The sequence below is a fragment of the Ectothiorhodospira mobilis genome, from assembly GCF_900114895.1.
Classification (GTDB): domain Bacteria; phylum Pseudomonadota; class Gammaproteobacteria; order Ectothiorhodospirales; family Ectothiorhodospiraceae; genus Ectothiorhodospira; species Ectothiorhodospira mobilis_A.
Genome location: NZ_FOUO01000001.1, coordinates 20,697 through 40,256, shown reverse-complemented (window position 1 = coordinate 40,256; position 19,560 = coordinate 20,697). Strand labels below are relative to the sequence as shown.

General features: G+C 63.2%; 20 protein-coding genes. 16 read left to right on the top strand and 4 right to left on the bottom strand.

The genetic code is table 11. The features are described 5' to 3' along the window. The first annotated feature begins 96 nt into the window (after positions 1 to 96). From BM214_RS00190 to BM214_RS00155, 9 genes are all read left to right on the top strand, one after another. Positions 97 to 1,896: an ABC transporter ATP-binding protein gene (locus tag BM214_RS00190; RefSeq protein WP_090483192.1), complete on the top strand. Its 1,800-nt coding sequence runs from the start codon at positions 97 to 99 to the stop codon at positions 1,894 to 1,896. Between the two features lie 49 nt (positions 1,897 to 1,945). Continuing rightward, positions 1,946 to 2,980 (top strand): glycosyltransferase family 2 protein, encoded by a 1,035-nt coding sequence (locus BM214_RS00185; RefSeq protein ID WP_090483191.1) that lies wholly within the window; start codon positions 1,946 to 1,948, stop codon positions 2,978 to 2,980. After that, positions 2,977 to 3,765 (top strand): sulfotransferase family protein, encoded by a 789-nt coding sequence (locus BM214_RS12325; RefSeq protein WP_143096318.1) that lies wholly within the window; start codon positions 2,977 to 2,979, stop codon positions 3,763 to 3,765. The genes BM214_RS00185 and BM214_RS12325 overlap by 4 nt, the downstream gene beginning before the upstream one ends. A gap of 59 nt (positions 3,766 to 3,824) precedes the next feature. Then, the gene (locus tag BM214_RS12320) at positions 3,825 to 4,583 is read left to right on the top strand and encodes a sulfotransferase family 2 domain-containing protein (RefSeq protein WP_143096317.1); all 759 of its coding nucleotides are present in this window, start codon (positions 3,825 to 3,827) and stop codon (positions 4,581 to 4,583) included. A gap of 134 nt (positions 4,584 to 4,717) precedes the next feature. Continuing rightward, positions 4,718 to 5,524: a sulfotransferase family 2 domain-containing protein gene (locus BM214_RS00175; RefSeq protein ID WP_143096316.1), complete on the top strand. Its 807-nt coding sequence runs from the start codon at positions 4,718 to 4,720 to the stop codon at positions 5,522 to 5,524. A 326-nt stretch (positions 5,525 to 5,850) separates the two neighbouring features. Next, the gene (locus tag BM214_RS00170) at positions 5,851 to 6,864 is read left to right on the top strand and encodes a sugar-transfer associated ATP-grasp domain-containing protein (protein ID WP_177217533.1); all 1,014 of its coding nucleotides are present in this window, start codon (positions 5,851 to 5,853) and stop codon (positions 6,862 to 6,864) included. A 15-nt stretch (positions 6,865 to 6,879) separates the two neighbouring features. Then, positions 6,880 to 8,118 (top strand): glycosyltransferase, encoded by a 1,239-nt coding sequence (locus BM214_RS00165; RefSeq protein WP_090483187.1) that lies wholly within the window; start codon positions 6,880 to 6,882, stop codon positions 8,116 to 8,118. Between the two features lie 78 nt (positions 8,119 to 8,196). After that, positions 8,197 to 8,994: a class I SAM-dependent methyltransferase gene (locus BM214_RS00160; protein WP_090483186.1), complete on the top strand. Its 798-nt coding sequence runs from the start codon at positions 8,197 to 8,199 to the stop codon at positions 8,992 to 8,994. After that, positions 8,991 to 9,938, top strand: a complete 948-nt coding sequence (locus tag BM214_RS00155) for a glycosyltransferase family 2 protein (RefSeq protein ID WP_090483185.1) — start codon at positions 8,991 to 8,993, stop codon at positions 9,936 to 9,938. The genes BM214_RS00160 and BM214_RS00155 overlap by 4 nt, the downstream gene beginning before the upstream one ends. Positions 9,939 to 9,961: 23 nt before the next feature. Here BM214_RS00155 and BM214_RS00150 read toward each other — a convergent pair whose 3' ends face one another. Continuing rightward, complete coding sequence (locus BM214_RS00150) at positions 9,962 to 11,380, bottom strand: right-handed parallel beta-helix repeat-containing protein (protein ID WP_090483184.1); 1,419 nt, start codon at positions 11,378 to 11,380, stop codon at positions 9,962 to 9,964. A 22-nt stretch (positions 11,381 to 11,402) separates the two neighbouring features. After that, a complete protein-coding gene (locus BM214_RS00145) occupies positions 11,403 to 11,699 on the bottom strand; it encodes a hypothetical protein (protein ID WP_090483183.1) in 297 nt (98 codons plus the stop codon). A gap of 649 nt (positions 11,700 to 12,348) precedes the next feature. On the opposite strand from BM214_RS00145, the gene BM214_RS12315 reads away from it, so the two are divergent. The 4 genes from BM214_RS12315 to BM214_RS00130 all read left to right on the top strand — a co-directional run bounded on the left by BM214_RS12315 (position 12,349) and on the right by BM214_RS00130 (position 15,328). Next, positions 12,349 to 12,906: a hypothetical protein gene (locus BM214_RS12315; RefSeq protein WP_143096315.1), complete on the top strand. Its 558-nt coding sequence runs from the start codon at positions 12,349 to 12,351 to the stop codon at positions 12,904 to 12,906. A 27-nt stretch (positions 12,907 to 12,933) separates the two neighbouring features. Then, on the top strand, positions 12,934 to 13,290 hold the full coding sequence (locus tag BM214_RS13065; protein ID WP_090483182.1) for an HPr-rel-A system PqqD family peptide chaperone: 357 nt from the start codon (positions 12,934 to 12,936) through the stop codon (positions 13,288 to 13,290). 62 nt (positions 13,291 to 13,352) lie between these two features. Then, positions 13,353 to 14,225: an HprK-related kinase A gene (locus BM214_RS00135; protein WP_090483181.1), complete on the top strand. Its 873-nt coding sequence runs from the start codon at positions 13,353 to 13,355 to the stop codon at positions 14,223 to 14,225. A 32-nt stretch (positions 14,226 to 14,257) separates the two neighbouring features. Beyond that, entirely contained in the window at positions 14,258 to 15,328 is a 1,071-nt protein-coding gene (locus tag BM214_RS00130) for a nucleotidyltransferase domain-containing protein (protein WP_244887796.1), read from the top strand. Between the two features lie 241 nt (positions 15,329 to 15,569). On the opposite strand, the gene pufB is transcribed toward BM214_RS00130, so the two are convergent. Together pufB and pufA are read right to left on the bottom strand one after the other, a co-directional pair. Continuing rightward, the gene (gene pufB / locus BM214_RS00125; protein WP_025281777.1) at positions 15,570 to 15,707 is read right to left on the bottom strand and encodes a light-harvesting antenna LH1, beta subunit; all 138 of its coding nucleotides are present in this window, start codon (positions 15,705 to 15,707) and stop codon (positions 15,570 to 15,572) included. 16 nt (positions 15,708 to 15,723) lie between these two features. Continuing rightward, positions 15,724 to 15,933 (bottom strand): light-harvesting antenna LH1, alpha subunit, encoded by a 210-nt coding sequence (gene pufA / locus BM214_RS00120; protein WP_090483179.1) that lies wholly within the window; start codon positions 15,931 to 15,933, stop codon positions 15,724 to 15,726. 303 nt (positions 15,934 to 16,236) lie between these two features. Here pufA and BM214_RS00115 point away from each other — a divergent pair, with 303 nt between their 5' ends. The 3 genes from BM214_RS00115 (at position 16,237) to BM214_RS00105 (ending at position 19,557) form a co-directional block, all read left to right on the top strand. Continuing rightward, entirely contained in the window at positions 16,237 to 16,440 is a 204-nt protein-coding gene (locus BM214_RS00115) for a heavy-metal-associated domain-containing protein (protein ID WP_090483403.1), read from the top strand. A gap of 27 nt (positions 16,441 to 16,467) precedes the next feature. Continuing rightward, positions 16,468 to 17,109, top strand: a complete 642-nt coding sequence (locus BM214_RS00110) for a class I SAM-dependent methyltransferase (protein ID WP_090483178.1) — start codon at positions 16,468 to 16,470, stop codon at positions 17,107 to 17,109. Between the two features lie 108 nt (positions 17,110 to 17,217). Continuing rightward, a complete protein-coding gene (locus BM214_RS00105) occupies positions 17,218 to 19,557 on the top strand; it encodes a putative bifunctional diguanylate cyclase/phosphodiesterase (protein WP_177217529.1) in 2,340 nt (779 codons plus the stop codon). Positions 19,558 to 19,560 lie beyond the last annotated feature (3 nt).

Sequence of the window (19,560 nt, the reverse complement as noted above, 5' to 3'; positions counted from 1 at the left end):
CCCGGGGATGGGCTACACTCGGATCCACCACCTGGCCCACAGCCAGGGCGGACCTGCGCGGGAGGATGCCATGGCGGTCGCGATCCGGGCCACGAGATGCTGAACATCATCGGGAAACTGAACGCCCTGCTGGACCCCAGGGACCGCCCCAAGGTGCTCCTGCTGATCCTGCTCATGGTGGTGACCGCCTTCATGCAGACGGGGGGGGTGGCCTCCATCATGCCCTTCCTCTCGGTGCTGTCCGATCCCGGCGTCATCCAGCGCAGCGAGTGGCTGCAGGGGATCTATTTAGCCCTGGGTTTCGAGACCCAGCGGGCGTTTCTCTATTTCCTCGGGGTGGTGTCTTTTGTGGTGTTCGTGACGGGCACCGCCCTGCAGGCCCTCACCTTCTGGGCCATCACCCGGTATTCCCACATGCAGCAGTACGAGCTCTCCCGCCGGCTCATGGCGGATTACCTGCGCCGCCCCTTCAGCTTTTACCTCACGCGCAATTCCGGCGATCTGTCCAAGACCATCCTCAACGAGACCGCGCAGGTGGTGAACGGGGCCCTGATGCCGGCGCTGCGGCTGTTGAGCCACGTGCTGCTGGCCCTGGCCCTGGTGATCCTGCTGGTGGTGGTCAAACCGTGGTTGGCCCTGACGGTGTCCCTGGTGCTGGGGGGGATCTACGGGGCCATCTATGCCCTCTCCCGGGCCTGGCTCGGCCGCATCGGACAGGAACGGGTGGCGGCCAACCGGGCCCGCTTCACCGCCGCCGCCGAGGCCTTCGCCGGGGCCAAGGAGATCCGCCTGTTGGGGCGTGAGCGGGCCTATCTGGAGCGCTACCGGGAGCCCTCCAGGCAGTTCGCCCGACATCAGGCCAATGCCGCCCTGCTGAACAGCCTGCCCATGTACGCCATTGAGGCGGTGGCCTTCGGCGGGGTCCTGCTGCTGGTGCTGATCCTCATGGCCGGTGAGGGGGGGCTGGGGGCGGCCCTGCCGCTCATCGGGGTCTATGGCCTGGCGGGGCGGCAGCTGATCCCCGCCTTCCAGAAGATCTTCTCCGCGGTGGCGTCCCTTCGCTTCAATCTGGCCGCGGTGGATGACGTGCTGGCGGATCTGGGGGACCGGGAAGGTTCCCAGCCCTTTACCCGGCAGGTCCCCCGCGAGGCGCGCCTCGTCCCCCGGGAGGCCATCGTGCTGGAGCAGGTCTCCTACACCTATCCGGGGACGGACGAGCCCGCCCTGCGGGATCTCTCCCTGGAGATCCCGGCACGCACCACCGTGGGCCTGGTGGGGTCCTCCGGGGCGGGCAAGAGCACCTTGGTGGACCTGCTGCTGGGGCTCCTGAAGCCCGATGAGGGCCGTGTCCGCATCGATGACACCCCCCTGGATGCGACCACGGTGCGCCGCTGGCAGGCGGCGGTGGGGTATGTGCCCCAGCACATCTTCCTGGCGGACCAGAGCGTGGCCGCCAATATCGCCCTGGGGGTGCCGGAATCGGCCATCGACCGGGAGGCCGTGCTGCGGGCGGCGCGCCTGGCCAATCTCCACGAATTCGTAACCCGGGAACTGCCCCAGGGCTATGACACCCTCATCGGGGAGCGGGGCGTGCGCCTTTCGGGGGGCCAGCGACAGCGCATCGGTATCGCCCGGGCCCTCTACCGCGACCCCGATGTGCTCTTCTTCGACGAGGCCACCAGCGCCCTGGACAACGCCACCGAACGGGCCGTGATGGAGGCCATTCATAACCTGACTGGCGAGAAGACCATCATCCTGGTGGCCCACCGGCTCACCACCGTACGGCCCTGCGACCGCATCTTCGTACTGCATCAAGGCATGCTGGCGGAGGAGGGGGACTGGGAGAGCCTGAACCGTCTGGGCCGGCAGTTCCAGCGGCTGGCGGCGGGGGGATGAGGATGCGGATCCCCTGCGGTTACCCGGGGGTTAAGTCTGGGGGGCCACCATGAGTTCCCCGGAAATCTCCGTGCTCATGTCCGTTCACAATGGGCGGCCCCATCTCTCGGCGGCCATCGAGAGCATCCTGGATCAGACCTTCGGGGATTTCGAATTCATCATTGTGAACGACGGGTCCACCGATGGCAGCGATCGGGTGCTGTCCCGGTGGGGAAGGAGGGATCCCAGGATCCGGGTCATCCAACAGGCGAACCGTGGGTTACCGGCGGCCCTCAACCGGGGGCTGCGGGAGGTCCGAGGTCGATTTGTGGCCCGCATGGACGCCGATGACGTCAGTCTCCCGCAACGCCTGGAAAGGCAGCTGGATTTTATGCGCGCACATCCGGGGGTCGGTGTTTTGGGCACGGGGATTGCCAAGATGGATTCTCAGGGCATGCTCTCGACCGAGACCTGGCCCTTGCCTTCCTCACCGGGTCTGACCCTGTGGCGAACCCTGTTCGACAGCGCCCTTGCGCATCCCACGGTCTTGTTCCGGCGGGAGGTGCTGGAGCGGACGGGTGGGTACGACGAGCGATTTCGGCGGGCTCAGGACTTCGAGCTCTGGATGCGCCTCGCCCTTCAGACCCGCATGCAAAGTCTGCCCGAGGTGCTCTTGTACCGACGGGTAAGCGCCCAAGGCAAGGTGCATCCCGCACCGGAGCTGGATGCCCTGCTCCTTCGGCGTATGGCCGATCTGCACGGCAGGGTGCTGGGCAGGTCTCCAAACAGGGAGGATGTCGCCTTCTGCCGGCGGATCTATGGGCAAACGGCCCAAGGGGAGTCGGCATGGGGCCTGCTTGCACGAATCCGCTATCTGCGGGGTCTGCGCAGGGAATTACTCGTGCGCAGTGAGGATGCCCGGGCGGATGCCGAGGCCATAGAGGAAGACCTTCACCGCAAGATGATGAAGGTTTGCTATGAGGTCCAGAGGGCTCGTCCCCTTCTCGGGCAAGGCCTGAAGGCCCTGTCTCCGGGCTGGAACAGGACCCTGCTCCAGTACATCAGGAAGGCCTCATCCAGGTCTTTTCGGGGGGGGCAGGCATGAATGACCTGGAGGCCCTGAAGCTCCTCGCAAGAAGACCCTCTCTGTTCAGACCTGCCAGACATCTCCTGCTATTCAGCCATATGCGGGCGAAGACCAGCCTGCTCTCCCATCTGCTGGGGAGTCATCCCGAGATCTCGGGTTATTACGAGATGCATATCGGGTACTACAGCCCCAGGAGTTTGCTCAAGGCGAGATTGCTGTTTCATAGCCTGCATCCCGATGCCCCTGCCACAAGGCTTTACTTTGATAAGATCCTTCATAACCGCCACCGGGTGCATCATCGCCTTCTGAACGCTTCCGGGGTGCGCCCGATCTTCATGCTTCGCTCTCCGGTGGAGACACTTTCAAGCATCATGCGCTTGTATAAGGGGCGTGCCCATGATGGCCATCTCGCCACGGAGGAGGGGGCGCTTGGGTACTATCTCCAACGGCTGGATGGGCTGGTGGATCTGGCCGGTGCCCTGCAAAGGGATGATGTGCTCTATATCGATGCGGAAGCGCTTTCCCGGGATATCGACGCCGTGACTCGGTTGCTGAGTGAAGCGCTTGGCCTTTCCGTGAGAATTCCCACCGAATATCAGATCATGAAGCTTTCCGGGCAGGTGGGGCATGGTGATTCCTCAGTTAATATCCTGGCCGGAAAAGTGCTTTCTGAATCTGCCATTCCTCAAAGTCTTTCCCTTTCGCATGGAACAGTTCTTATGGCTAGGCAGCGCTATAGTTTTTTACGTAAGACTCTATTATCCATTGCATCAGAGAAATTAACTTTTGATGGTTTTTGTTAAATCTTTAATGAGTTAGGCGAGAGGTTTTTCTTGTTTTTTATGATCGGTTTTTGAATTTAATGATGGGGTTGGTCGGAAAAATGAATATAAGGATGATGCTAGGTAGGGAGTTTCTCCGAATCGGGCGTAATTTATTGCATACGCCTGAGTTTGGTGATGATGTTATTCATTTTCTCCATATAGGGAAATGCGCTGGCACGCAAATCGGCAACGTGATAGATCAGGTTAATAAAAGTAAAGGTGAAAGCGTTATAGTTAAGAATGGCCATGATGTTTCTTTGATGGGCATTCCTAGGGGAGCGCCTTACTTTTTCAGTATTCGTCATCCGTTAACAAGATTTGTCAGTGGGTTTTATTCAAGAAAAAGGAAGGGTAGGCCTCGTATTTATTCTGAATGGACGTCATTTGAAGAGTACTCTTTTGGTGAGTTTGTGGAGGCAAGTGATCTTGCGGAATCTCTTTTTGATGAGGGTATGCGCGGTCGGCAGGCTGTGGCTGCGGTTAAATCGATAAGGCATACGGCACAAAATCAATTTGATTGGTTTTGTATGTGCGGTGCTTTCCTTTTTGTGCGTCCACCTTTATGGATTATTCGGCAGGAATGCTTTGAGAAGGATCTTCGTGAATTCATGTTTCGGGCTGGCTTTTCTGATTTAGCTGACCAGGTGAGGGTTGAAAAAGATAGCGTGAGGTCGCATGCGAATGATTATTCTGGGGTGCCAGCGCTTTCGGATAAGGCGAAACAAAATCTTCTGATCTGGTATTCCCAGGATGTTCAGTTTTATCGAATGTGTGAGGATTGGATGGAGGCTAATTGATTGTGATGTAAGTCTGAGGCTTTTGGTTTATTTTGATTTTTTGTGGATCTGGTTATATGTGCCTAATCGGTTTTTGAATGATTTGCTGTGCGCCATTGATGGTAGCAATATAAAAAGTTTTGGGGTGGGGAAATTTGAGTGTATTTGATAATGGAAATATCGCATTGCTTCTGCGTGATAAAATGCTTGCTTTTCTCGAAAAGCCCCGTGGTCTTGGGGGGAGCCATTATGTATTCGAGGCCTCGGGTAGGCGTGTGGCGTATTGCTATATCCGAAAGAATGCCAGCACCGCCTTCAAGCGCCTGATCGTTGATTCCTCGCCGCATCGGGAGGCCCTGGAGGACTGTGGTAGCCGGATCCGGTTCCTGGAACGCTATCATCGGGAAGATCGGCTCAAGGCATTGGCGGCCTGTGATTATCGTATCTTCGTGTATCGGGATGTGTTGCGGCGGATGGCGAGCCTGTTCGTCAATAAATTCGTATTGAGTGAAGGGGCTGCCGATATCTCCAAAGATGTGGCGCAACGCTTGGGCCGTCCCGTGGAGGCGCTCTCTTTTGAACGTTTTGTGGAGGCGTATCTGGATGGGGCGCGGAATGTCAATGAACTGGATCCCCATGTTTGGGAACAGGTCAGTCATCTGCGCCCCCTGCACTATACCCATGCGATTCCCCTGGAGCGGCTGGAGGCGGATATGGCCTCGATCCTTGGCCGGGACCGGGCCCGGGAATACTTTGGGCGTAAGGTGAACGTAGCGGGCGCCGGCAAGGGGATCGATGCCGCGGACGTGGCTTCATGGGATGTGGCCTCCTTGCGGGCCCGCCACGGGTTGGATGGGAGCCTGCCCACCTATGCGCAGCTGCTGCGTGCGGATCTCGCCTCGTGTCTTTCGCGGATCTACCGCAGGGATGAGCGCATGATCCGGCGTATCCGGCAGCAGTGATCCCGGATCCAATCCGTTGGTGCCAGGGGCGTGGATGATCGTTCGGGATGGAGGCTGAAATGAAAGGATCCCTGCCGTACTGGTACCGCCCCCGGCCCTCGGCGATCTGGCGATGGGTGTTGTATGCAAATGAGCCGGACGTGAGATGCCTGCGCCGGTGGTTGTTCTGGGTCTGGTGGTCCAGGCCCCGCACCCCGCTGCAGCGTCTGAGGGCGATGTGGGACCTGGCATTGCGGCCCGTGATGTGCGGCAAGGCGGCTCTTTTCGCGGTGGTGGCCTATGGAGAGCGGGTACGGCGGATCCATGGCATCGGGATACCGCGTCAGGTGCTCGATGTCTTGGGCCAGGTCTTCGGTGCGGGGCTGGACCCCGTCACCTATTACCAATATCAACTCTTTCTGCGGTCGCGTCGGGGGCGCCGACGGGAATACCTGGATGTATCGGGCAAGTTGCTGCAGGTGTTGGCCCAGCGTCTCCCTAAGGGTCCCGACGATGGGATCTTCACGGACAAGGTGGCCTTCGCTTCCTGGTGCCGTACATGGGGGCTTCCGGTGGTGGGGGACCATGCCTTGATCGATCCCATGGCCGCTGATTCCAAATCCGGGTTCATCCCGTTTCCGGCAGAGGATCTGGTGGTCAAGCCCATCAACTGGCGCGCCGGGGAGGGGATCTCCCTCTGGCGCTGCAGCCTGCAGGGAAACGAGCCCGTCTGGGAAGACGGCAACGGAGGAAAGCGCCTCGATGCCCGGGCATTGTGGGCGCACCTGCAGCAGTCTGCAGTGGCCATGAGGCGCCCCCTGTTGGTGCAGCCCCGGTTGGTGAATCATCCGGCAATCCGTGAACTGGGCAACGGGTGTCTTTGCTCGGTCCGGGTCATGACTGTGCGGGATGGGGGGCAACGGCCCCAGGTCATTGCCACCGCTTTGCGCATCCCCATGGGGCAATGCGCCGCGGACAATTTTGATCAGGGGGGGTTGGGTGTGGGGGTGGATCCCCGGACCGGGCGATGCGGCCGGGCTGTGCAGAAGACGGGGGAATATCCCTTGCCCCTCTTGGAGTGCAATCCGCACACGGGGGTCGTCATCGAGGGGCAGGTGCTGCCGCATTGGCGCGCAACCCTGGATCTGGCCCTGACCGCCCACGAACGGGTGCGTTCCGCGTTGCCCATCATCGGCTGGGATGTGGCCATCCTCGCCGATGGGCCCGTGCTCCTCGAGGCCAATCATCTGCCCGGGGAGCATATCGTGCAGATGCCCTCGGGCATCCCGCTGGGGGCCACACCCTATCCCCGTGTGCTCTGCAGGGCCCTGCGCCGGGCCTTTGCCGAATCAGATGATTGAAAGAAGGATCCCTTCGTGCAGATTGCCATCCTGGCCCATCTCTTCCCCGTGCAGTCGGAGACCTTTGTACGTGCGCATGCCCTGGGGATGGCCGCACGTGGCCATCGGGTGCATGTGGTGGCGCGAGCGCCTGGCGGAGACGGGATACCGGAAGTGAAGGGGGAACGTATGCGGGTGTCCTATGCCGGTCTACCATCCTTTCGGGGGAGTGGGCTGCTGAATCCGACCCGCATGATCCTCCGTTATGGTCCCTGGGTGCTCCCGTTTTCCCGGCGGGCCCCCTGGCCTCCCCGGCGCATGCTGGAGGCGGTGCGCTATCACGCGGCGGCCCTGGAGGATGGGCCCGACGTGGTGCACGTCCATTTTGGCGACCTGGGGGCACGCATGGCCCGCCTTGGCCGTGATCGGGGGATCGCATTCCCCGACGTGGTCACCTGGCATGGGTATGAAGCGACGGCATTGCCCTCCCTGCGCGGGCCGGAGATGTTCCGGGCACTCTTTCAGAGCGATTGCCTGCACACGGTGGGCTCGGCCTTCATGCGGCAGCGGCTTCTCGAGTTGGGGGCCAGGCCGGAGGCGATCCGGGTGATCCCCATGGGGGTCGATCTGCAGCGTTTTTCGGGCCCTCGGGAGGGGGCTTCCGGGGCTGCCCCGCTGCGGATCCTCTCGGTGGGGCGGCTGGTGGAGGTGAAAGGGCACTGCGATCTACTGGAGGCCATTGGGCGCCTGGCGGCGGCTGGTCGGCGGGTGGAGCTCGGTCTGGTGGGGGATGGTCCTCTACGGGAGACCTTGGAAGCCCAGGCGGCGGCCCTGGGGATCACCGATCGGGTTACCTTTGTTGGCGGTCTGGATCAGGACCGGGTGATCGAGGAGATGCGCAGCGCCGATGTGTTTGCCCTGACAGGTGTGGTGGAGGCCTCGGGGCGGGCGGAAGGGCAGGGCCTGGTCTATGCCGAGGCCCAGGCCATGGGGCTGCCGGTGATCGCCAGCGATGTGGGGGGGGTACGGGACAGCCTGGTGGACGGGGAGACCGGGTTTCTCTGTCCGCCGCGGGATGTGGGGGCGATTGCCACAAGGATCGCCTATTTTGATGATCATCGTGAGGAAATCCCCCGCTTCGGCGACCGGGGGCGCGCCTTCGTGGCCTCGCGTTTTTCCAGGGAGGGAATGCTGGGCGCCTTCCAGGGGCTCTATGATCAGGTGATCGCGGCGCGACGAGCCGGACATCCGCTGGTCCCCGGAAATCCACCCTGATAGGCTGAATCGGTCCCGGTTCGGGCCAAGACCCGTGGCGCGCCCTCACCGGCGGCCTTCCTTACCAAGGGGATTCCCATGCAGTCCGGCTCGGAACACCGCTGGCAGACCCGCACCCACCAGGCCTTCGTGGACTATTACGCGCGCCAGAGCCTGTCGGCGGCGGCCTTCGATCGCTCGCGGCGCCTGCGGGATAAGCTGCTGCGCTTCGCCCCGGCCCGGGAGGGCCCCCTGCACGTGGCGGACATCGGTTCCAATGCCGGGACCCAGGCCCGGGTGTGGGCGGAGCTGGGGCACCGGGTGTACGGGGTGGAGATCAATGCGGATCTGGTGCGCATCGCCCAGGAACGCATGGCCGGGGAGGGGTTGCCGGTGTGGTTTCACCTGGGATCGGCCACGGCCCTGCCGTTCAGGGATGCCTCCATGGATGTCTGCATCGCGCCGGAACTGCTGGAGCATGTGCCTCCCTGGGAGACCTGCCTGGATGAATTCGTTCGTATCCTGCGCCCCGGGGGCGTGCTGTTTCTCAGTACCACCAACCGCCTGTGCCCCGTGCAGCACGAGTTCAATCTGCCCTTGTACAGTTGGTATCCGGGGCCGCTGAAGCGTCACTTCGAGGGCCTGGCGGTGTCTTCGCGGCCGGACCTGGCCAATCACGCCGCCTACCCGGCGGTGAACTGGTTCACCCCGGGGCAACTGCGCCGGGCGCTGGCCGAGCGGGGGATGCGTGGGCTGGACCGCTTCGATGCCCTGGAGGCGGGTGGGGGCCTGCGGGGGTTGGCGGTGCGGGCCGTGCGCCTGCTGCCCCCCCTGCGCTGGATGGGGCATCTGGTCACCCCCGGTACCACGATGATCGCCCTCAAGGAGTCGGCATGAGCACACCCCGGATCTCGGTGGTGATCCCCGCCTTCAACGCCGCCGGGTACATCGCCCAGGCCCTGGAGAGCGTGGCCGCCCAGGACATGGCGGACCTGGAGGTGATCGTGGTGGACGATGGTTCCAGCGACGGGACCGCAAAGGTGGTGGCGGAAGGGTTCCCGTGGGTGACCCTCCTGCGCAAGGCCAACGGCGGCGCCGGCTCGGCGCGTAATCTCGGCGTGGCCCATGCCCGGGGCGGTCACGTGGCCTTCCTGGACGCGGATGACGTCTGGTTGCCGGGCAAGCTCCAGGCCCAGTGGTCCTGCCTGCAGGGGGAACCGCACTGCCGCTTCTGCTGCACGGCCTTCGAGCACTGGTTTCCTGAAGGCGGGGAGACCGAGGTGTCCCAGCCCGGCACAGGGGAAATGGTCCTGGACCCGGAGCGCTCCGGATGGGTCTACCACCTGCTGCTTTTGGATTGCTTTGTCTGGACCTCCACGGTGCTGGTGGAGCGCCGTCTGCTGGAGCAGGTGGGGGGGTTTGACGAGTCCCTGCGCTTGGGGCAGGACTATGACCTCTGGCTGCGGATCTCCCGGGAGGTCCCCATCCACTTTTTGGCCACCCCCTTCGCCCACTATCGCCATCATTCGCGCAGCGCCACGGCCCGCGGGGCGCAGGCCAACTATGGCGCGCGGGTGCTGGAGGATGCCGTACGGCGCTGGGGGGTATGCAGCCCCGATGGCCGCTGCGCCGACCCGCAGGCGGTGCGCCGGCGCATCGCGGGTTTGCATTTTGCTCAGGGCTACGGCCATGAGGCCGCGGGTCGTCGCCTGTGGGCCTGGCGGGAGTACCTGGCCTGCCTGCGTTACCAGCCGGGACGAGGCAAGGCGTGGCTGCATCTGCTGTCCACGGCGCTGCCGCGGTCGGTGCGGCAGCGCCTGGGGGAGGTGCTTCCCCGCTGAGGAGGATCGCTGGACCGGTGCCTTCAGCAGTTGGGGCACTGGAGCATCGGGGGACCGATTCCGGGGGCGCGCCCCGGATTGCGTGTGGATGCGGCATTGAAGGCCCCCCAGGTGGGCCGTTTGCGGGGTCGGTGGTTGTAGTCCCGATCCAGATGGGGCAGGGGCCCTATGGCGGACGTGTTCTTGTCGCGCCCCAGGCGATTGGGGCGGGGGTACAGGTCCAGATGGTCCAGGCGTGGCTCGGGGGCGTGCAGGTGGTGTTCGGCGGCTTCCAGGGGGGCGGTGAAGTTCTCCCCCGTGGGGACGGCGTCCACGACCTGCAGCGGTTCCGGCGAGAAAAGGGCGTTCCCGGATGCTTGCAAGGGATGATCGGGATGGGGATCCAGGATGCGGATGCCGGGGCCCGCGGTGACCACGGTGTTCTGCAGGATGTAGATAGCCTTGGGCACGTCGTTGTGGGGCATAATGAGGATCCCCGGGCCGTGGCTGTTGAAGAACAGATTGTTGTACAGCGCCACGTTCCCCTCCCCCTGGAACAGGCGTTCATGGGGGTTTTCGTAAAACAGGTTCCCGTAGATCAGGTAGCGGTCATGGCGACCAGGTCCCTTGGGTGGCCAGTGGCCCACCAACAGGTTGGGACGCGCCGAATCACCGCTGCTGGCCCGTTCTGCCTTGCTGAAAAGGTTGTGGCGGATGATGGTATCCCGACGATCGGTGGGGATACCGGGCACCGGGTCACGGACCTCTTGGTGCTTGATCTGCATGTTGTAGCCTAGGGTACGCTGGATGGCGTTGTTCTCGATGCGTCCGCCGATGAAGGGGGCACTGCCGTCGGGTTGCCCCAGGTAGAGGCCCGTGCCCACGTCGTGGATGTGGTTGTTGCGGAGGGTCCAGTTCCAGGCGGGGGCGCGGGTGGTGATGCCCGTGTGTCCCTGGGTGGCGTCATAGTTCTTGATGATGAGGCCCTCAAGGGTGATGTGATGGGCGGGCTGCCCGTTCCCCTCCAGGACCACTCCGGCAGCGTTGCGCCCGCGCCCGTCCAGGGTCAGATGGCGGAGGATGAGGTGGGCCGTGCCCGACAGGCTGATGGTGTTCTCCCCATCGCGGCCAAGCAGGACCGCAGGCTCCCCCGATTCGGGTCCGCTGATCACGATGGGGGCCCTGGCGGTGCCTTTGAGGCCATGCAGGCGCAGACTGCGCGGGTAGGCGCCCGCGGCCAGCCGCAGATGGTCGCCGGGCTGGAGTTGGCGGATCTTGCCGCGATAGTTGTCGGGATTGGCCTCCAGGATGTGGGTCGCTGCGGCCGTGGATGTGGCGATAGTGCCTTGTGCTGCACCGCTGGCGGCGGGTGCCACTGCCGGCAGGGGCATCAGCAGGATCAGCATCAGGTGCAGGAGGAAGGACCTGAACGTGGGATGCAAACGGAGAGCGTGACGGGGCATGATGCGGTTTCCTCCCGTGGTCTCAGTCATCGTTCGCGACGTCTTCCATGAACACCCCCACCGCACGGCGGAGGGTGCGGGATGGGCTGATACCCGCCTGAGCCGCCAGCGCCTCGACGTGCCTTGCTTGATCCTCGCGCAGGATGATGGTGCGTTCAAGCAGTCCCTGGCCGGCGGCCTGCGCCTGGAAGGCACCGGTGCGGCTGAGGTGCTCCGCCAGGGGTGGGTCCGCGTCCTCTGCCAACACCACATCGACCCCCGCCGCATGGCGCCGCGGATACACCGAGCCATAGGCGATGAGGGCCAGGATGATCGCCACGATGCTTCGGTACGATGACTGGCTGGCCGGCATCCTTGGGGACCTCTGTCTTGGGTGGGGCCATGCCCGGTTTATCCGTGGCTCCGGGAGCGGTGGGAACACCGGTTCGTCAGGCCCTTCCAGGGAGTAAGGTGTCGGATTTGTTGACATCCCTCTCGCTGATGGTCCAGCACGGAATCCCGTGCTCATCCTGATGTCAGAGTCCATAGGGGTAAGGAATTGCACCCTTTATCTTTTCTTACGTCGGCTACGAATCTTAGTATGACAAAATGTCATTATGTATGCCGTGTCGACATATTTGACATGATGCGGGGGTTTTGTGTGATGTAAATCACGGAATGCCTTGCAAAGTTGTTATTTTTCGTCGGGTTATGGTATGCGGCTCGCATCTTGCATCAAAGCTGTTGTCGCTCTATGAGGGCAGAAGGTGCACTATGGATCCGGGGTAGGCGGGTTCCGTTTGTCCGGTTACTCCATGTCACCGCCCTAGTTTCGAGGCCAAAGACGTATGTCTGAATCCCAGCATTCTGAGCACTCCGGTTCGCACCTCCCGCAGGAGGGGGATCCGAGTTCGATACCGAATACCGAGAATGATGCTTCTCCTGGGCGGAATCGTCGTAGGGTCGCTCTCGCCGCAGGCGCAGCCCCCGTGCTCTTCGCTTTGATGAATCGCCCTTTAATGGCGCAAGGGGCGTGTGCGGCCGATTCTCCGTCGGGACACGCCTCGGCCAATGCCAGCGGTAGAAGGGGAGATCCTGAGGATCTGGTTTGTGGTCGATCTCCCGGTTATTGGGGAAATGCCGCTGGTGTTCAAGGTGCGAGCGACGAAGAGCTGAATAGGCCCTTTAAGGAGGTTTTTGGCACCATTTATCATATTCAAATGCAATCGGATTTTTTTGGTGTTAATGTTTATTCTGATGATGAGTCCTCCTCAACGCTTACTAAAGATCAATTGACGCTCGGAGATGTGGTTGCAGGACAGCGTGATAGTCGTTTTACTGATGAAGGTAATCTTGCGCGGGCCTTCGTCGCGGCCTATATGAATGCGAAGAGAATTGACGGGTATCCGTTAACTGAATCCCTGGTTCTTGAGATGTGGAACGAGGTGGATACTCGAGGCCATCTTATGGTGTCCGGTCAGCAATGGTCTAAGCTTCAGGTGAAGCAGTATCTTGAATCTACATATGAAGGGTCTGCAGACGATTGATATGGTTGTTTCTGTTTCCTCCAATAAGTGATCCTGCTTGTGCAGGAACAGTCTCTATTGTGTTATTTTCCCTTTACTGAAGGCCGGTTTGAGGAGATCTGCTCTGTGCGGTGGCGTCTTCATCCGCGGGGGGTCTTGTTGCGTTGCTGGCAGGATGGCGCTGCAGCCTTTCATCAAGGATCGGGGGACATCTATGTACTTTCCCCGTTGTGTGGGGCAATCCTTCAATGCATGCAGTCTTCTCACTCTTGGCACCTGGAATCCCTCACCGAAGAATTGCTCTTGGATTATGAGGGTCTTGCGCAAGAGGAATCCGGGAGGGGGGCCCTGCATCAGGCATTGGTGAGCATGGAACGTCTTCGCTTGATCGAAAGAATGGAATAAGGATTCGCCCCTTCGTGTCGTGCCGTGTCGGAGAGGCTTCCCGAAATGAATTTCGGGAAGGGATGATTGGGTCGGGAGTGGTGATCCGGATCGGAGCATTGTCTTTTCGCCTGCGCAGCGGACTAGGCTTCGTGGCGGATGGGGTGCATCATCTCTACCATCATCATCCCATGTCCCAGGATGGGTTTGCTGATTTTTCCGTAGAGGTGGGGCCGCCTCGCTCCCTTCGGCGTTGGTTCGGCAGACAGGCATGCTTTCGTCACGACGGGGCCTCAACCTTCCTGCCGCTTCCCCGGGATCAGGCCTTGCCCCTGCTGGAGTGGGGGCTGAACTGGTGCGTGTATGAGCATGTCCAGGATCGGCTGGTGCTACATGCAGCCGTGGTGGAAAAGGAGGAGCGGGCCCTGATCATCCCGGCACCGCCGGGATCCGGCAAGAGCACCCTCGTGGCGGGGTTATCCTGTGCGGGATGGCGGTTGCTTTCCGATGAATTGGCGTTGTTGACGTGGACGGGCGGCCAGGTGGAAGGGCTGTGCCGTCCCATCAGTCTCAAGAATGCCTCCATCGGGGTCCTGCGCGGGATCGCCGGAGAGGAGCCTTTTAGTCCCACGGTAACCGATACCCTGAAGGGAGATGTGGCGCTGATGCGGCCACCACGGGCGAGTGTGGAGCGGGCCGAAGAACCGGCAAGGCCTTTTGCGGTCGTGTTTCCCTCGTTCTCTTTCGGTACGGCCCCTTCGATGATGGAGTTGGGACCCGCCATGGCTTTCGGTAAGCTTTTGGAGAATGCGTTCAATGTATCAGCCTTGCGTGAGAAGGGATTCAGCGCGCTGGGGAATTTGGTGGATCACTGCTGCTGTTATTGCATTGAATATGGTTCCCTGGCCGACGGGATGGCCTTGGTGCAGGATATCCATCGTGCTGGGCGGGTGTGATGGGGCACGAACGGGAGCCGCTCTTGGTGGCGATGCTGAAAGATCCGGTTCGTGTGGGTGAACTGGAGCTTTCTCAATGGGATACAGTAATCCGCCAGGCGCGGGTGAACCGCCTGCTCGGAACGCTGGCCCATTTCCTCAGCGAAGAGGGCTTGTGGTTGCAGATCCCGTGTGCGCCCCGACGTCATCTGGATTGGGCGCTCCGGATCACGCAGACCCATCGTGCAGAGTTGGAGTGGGAGCTGTTCAGCATCGCGGAGGCCTTGGGTTCGCTGGATACCCCCGTGGTGTTGCTCAAAGGGGCTGCCTATCATGCGGCGGGCATGAAGGCTTCGATCGGTCGCCTCTTCGGGGATGTGGATCTCCTGGTGGAGCGGCGGGCCCTCGGGGCTGTGGAGGCCGCGCTAATGCAGCATGGATGGGTGAATACCCATCATGACCCGTATGATCAGCGTTATTACCGTCAATGGATGCACGAACTCCCCCCGATGCAGCATATCCGCCGGGGGACGATCCTGGATGTGCACCATTCCATCGTACCGCCCACGGCGCGCCTGAAAGTGGATCCCGGGCAGCTCATTTCTGCGTCGGTGGCGGTCAATGACTGTCCCTTCCGGGTGCTGGCGCCAGAGGATATGTTCTTACACAGCGCCACGCATCTGTTCTTCTCTGAGGGGGAGATGCCCCATGGAAGCCGTGACTTGGTGGATCTGTATCTCATGGCCGGGACCAAGGCGGACGAGGCGTTCTGGAGGCGAGTGCAAGCCCGAGCCACCGCGCTGGGCCTTGAGGAGCCCTTGGTGCTGGCCGTGTATTTCCTGGATCGCCTGATGGGGGTGGCCTTGCCTCGGGAGATACGGGCTTGGGCAGTGGGAACCCTCCCCGGTGGGGTGAGGGGGTGGATGTTGCGAGGGGCTTTGGATTCGGCACTACGGGTCCGTGACAGTCATCACAGGACCATGGCAGATTCGCTAAAGAAGGGGTACCTGATTGTACGCGGTCATCGGGAGAAGATGCCGTTCCCCCTATTGGTGCGGCATCTGGGCCGCAAGGCTTGGTACGGGATCTTCCCGGAAAAATACGGCAGAGACGCAGGTCGATAGCTGGCCTGCCTTGGGCAATGTGCATGCGCGCGATCCGGAATGTCCGGATCGGGATCTCCTACCATAGGTCCTTGGGTTTGCTTTAAGGGGTCCTGCATGCACCGGCATTGCAGGCCGTGCAGATGGACACAAAAAACGGGGGCTACCCCGGGCAACCCATCGGCGGAAGGATCCGCACGATGACCTGCCGGGGCGCCCCCGTTTTCAGCTACACCTTACCGGTGTGCGGAGAAAGTCCTTCTTAGTAGAAGGGTCTCCACAGGTACACCAGGAAGTGGGCGGCGGCAGCCAGGACCATGAACACCGTGAAGGTGGTCTTGAACTGTTCGTGGAATTCCTTGGCTTGTTCTTCGGTCAGACCGGAGATGCTGTCATTCATGATGATTCCTCCTCACTTACTCGGCTTCGGATTCAGCAGCGGCCGCGGACGCATCGTAGGTCAGCGGGTTGTAGTTGTCGTTGCTGTACACGAAGGCGTGCACGGCCAGGGCGACAACCAGCACGGCCATCAGGATGGGCATCAGCCAAGTGCCGGGGTTGACAACCAGCCACAGCTTCCAGTCGTCCCTGGGGTTGCTCGGCTTGCTCGGTCTGTACTCACTCATCGATAGTACCCTCTTGCGTTGAAGGCGGGCCCTCGAAGGCCCGTGGGATATCTGATCGTTGACCTTGCGGGCCGTATCGCTTGGATACGTACAACCACGTCTTCAGTCAGGGTGTAAGTCTACGTTGACAAGGTTGGATGTCAAGCTGGGCGAACCGCTGCGGAAGGCCCCTGGGGGCCGAAACGCAAAAATGCTTGAGCGAGGTCAGTTGAGCGTTCATTTTTAGGGGTGGAGTGGTTGTCTGCGGGTCCGGGGATGGGGCAAGCGAGGCGAATCGACCCATATCTATCGGGAGGCATGAACATGATCCGTCTGCATGTGGAAGGGATGAGCTGCGGGCACTGCGAGGCCGCGGTGCGCGAGGCCCTGGCCGGGGTGCCCGGCGTGGAGCGGGTGATTACCGTGGACCGCTCCACCCAGGAGGCCCTGGTGGAGGGGCGGATCTCCGCCGAGTCGCTGCGCCAGGCGGTGGAGGCGCTGGGCTATCGTGCCCGCGTCATGGATTGAGGCGTATACCGCGCCGGGGGAAACCGTATGCCCAAAACCGAACCCTTTGATCGCCACCTGGAGCGCTATGAGCATTGGTTTGAGCGCCATGCCGGGGAATACGACGCGGAATTGCAGGCGGTGAGGGCCCTGATGCCCCCCGATCCCGGCCGCATGCTGGAGGTGGGGGTGGGTTCGGGGCGGTTTGCCGCGCCCCTGGGGGTGGGCTTTGGCGTGGAACCCTCCGCCGTCATGGCCCGCCGTGCCCGGGACCGGGGGGTGACGGTGGCGCAGGGGATCGGCGAGGCCCTGCCGTTCGTCGATGCGGCCTTTGGCGGGGTGTTGCTGGTGACCACACTCTGCTTTGTGGACGACCTGGACCGTACCTGCCGGGAGGCCTTCAGAGTCCTGCAACCCGGCGGGTGTATCTTGACCGGGTTCGTGGATCTGGACAGCGACCTGGGCCGGCGATACGACGCCCACAAGGCCGAGAGCGTCTTCTACCGCGACGCCCGGTTCTATACCACCCTACAGGTGCTGGCCCATCTGTCGGCGGCCGGGTTCGTGGAACCGGTCCTGCGCCAGACCCTCATCCCCGGGGCCCCGGCGGGCACGGTGGCGGAGGGCCACGGGCGCGGGGCCTTCGTGGTGATCCGGGCCGAACGGCCGGGGGCGGCGGAGCGGGTCTAGAGCACCGCGGCGGATCCGTACCGGATACCGGCCCGTGGCCGGAGACATGCAACCTCAAGGAGAGCGCCGATGGACAGTGCGCGGAGCATGGATTCCCTCCGGGGCCCGATGATCGGGGTCATCCTCATCCCGGTGCTGGCCCTGCTGCCGTTGGCCGGGACCCTGTTGGTGGAACGGGGCATGGAGGCGAGGCGCATGGATCGCCTCATGGAGCACGTGGCCCTGGCCGCCGGGGTGCGCACCCTGGTGGAGGCCCTGCAGGCGGAACGGGGGGCTTCCGTCGGCTACCTCAGCGTGCGGGATCAGGCGTTTCGGCGGATCCTGGGGGAGGCCCGGGCCGCCACCGATGCCCAGGTGGAGTCTTTCCTGCAACGCATCCGGGGCTTCGATCTCGCCGTGGGGCCGGATCGGGCCGACTGGCTGGATGCGATCCGGGACGACCTGGAGGGGTTGGCGCAGCACCGGGGGGAGGTGGACCGTCTGGCCCTGCACCCCCTGGAGATCCTGCCGCCCTACACCCGATTGGTGCGGCAGCTGGTGCTCCTGGCCTCCTCCGTGCCGGGGGTGGATGATGGGGGCGCGCTGTATGCGCGGCTGGATGCCTACCGCACCTTCCTGCTCATGCGGGAATACGCCGGTCTGGAGCGGGCCCTGGGCACGGCCTGGATTGGAGGCGCCGCGCCCGATCCGCTGGTCTTCCGGCGCTACGTGGAGGCGGTGTCCGTACAGGACTTCCTGCGCACACAGTTCCTTGCCATGACCCCGGACTCACGGCGCCGGGATCTGGAGGCCGTGGAGGGGACCCCGGCCCATCAGGAGCTCCTGGCGGCCCGGTCGGCCATCCTCAACCAGGGGGCTGCGGGTCCGCCCGCCTATCTTGGCCCCGTGCGCTGGTTCCGGGTCAGCAGCGAGCGCCTGCGGCACCTGTCCGGGATCGAGATGGGATTGACCCAAGGCCTCCTGGACGAGGCCCGAACCATGCGGGAACGGGCGCAGGCCCAGAGGTGGCTCCTGGGGGGCGCGGTCCTGATGCTGCTGGTATTGACCACGGCCCTGTCCGCGGTGATCGCCCGGCGCCTGCTGCGCCGTGAACGGGAGCGCAGGGATCATGTCCGGCGCATCGAGTACCTGGCCCATCACGACCCCCTCACCGATCTGCCCAACCGCCGCCACTTCGCCCGCATCCTCCAGGTGCACATGGAGGCGGCCCGTGCCTCGGGGGGTGGCCTCGCCCTCTGCCTGTTGGACCTGGAGGGGTTTTCCGAGGTGAACCGGATCTGGGGGGAGGAGACGGCGGACCGGGTCCTGAAGGAGATCGCGGATCGCCTCGTGGCCCTGGCCGGCCCGGCCGTGCCCGTGGCGAGGATCTACGGCGATCAGTTCGCCCTCTGTGTATCCGGGGAGGCCCAAGGGGCGGATGTCGAGGGCTTGACCGATGGGGTGCTGGGGGTGCTGGATCCCCCGATCCGGGTGGGGCAGCGGCTCATCGAACTGCGGGGGAATCTGGGAGTGGTGCTCTGTCCGCCCTTCCCCGAGACGGTCTCGGATCTGATGGCCGATGCGGTCTTCGCCGTGGATCAGGCCAAGGCCGAGCCGGTGCAGCGCCGGCAGGTGTTCGATCCCGAGCGGATGCGCAGGCACGCCGAGCAGGCCCGCCTGGACCAGGACCTGGAGCGGGCCCTGGAACGGGGGGAGCTGGAGGTGCACTACCAGCCCCAGGTGGAACTGGACAGCGGCCGGGTGACGCGCCTGGAGGCCCTTCTGCGCTGGCATCACCCCCAGCGGGGGGCGGTCTCCCCCGCGGTCTTCATCCCCCGGGCGGAGGCCACCGGTGCCATCATCGCCATCGGTGACTTCGTGCTCCAAAGCGCCTGCCGGCAGCTTCGCCGTTGGCGGGACCGGGGTCTGGGGGATCTGAGCGTGGCCGTGAACCTGTCCACCGTGCAACTCTACCAGGCGGATCTGGTGGCGCGGGTGCGCCGTGCCCTGGAGGAATCGGGACTGCCCGCCCCGGCCCTGGAGCTGGAGATCACGGAGACGGGGATCATGCAGGATCTGGAGATGGCCCGGGAGGTGATGCAGGACCTGCGCGCCCTCGGAGTGCGGCTCTCCGTGGACGACTTCGGTACGGGGTATTCCTCGCTGGCCTATCTGACCCGGTTGCCGGTGCAGATCCTGAAGCTGGACCGCAGTTTCGTGGCGGACCTGGAAGGCAGCGGGGAGGGTCGCAAGGTGGCCGAGGCCGTCCTCGGGCTGGCCGAAAGCCTGTCCCTGGAGGTGGTGGCCGAGGGTATCGAGACCACCGCCCAGGCGGACTGGCTCCGCCAGCGGGCCTGTGCCCTCGGTCAGGGCTTCCTGTACGCCCGGCCGCTGCCCCCCGAGGCCTGCGCGTCCCTGCTGACGGGGGCGGCCCGGGGGCATCCCCTGGGGGAGGCCCCCGTGGGGTGATTC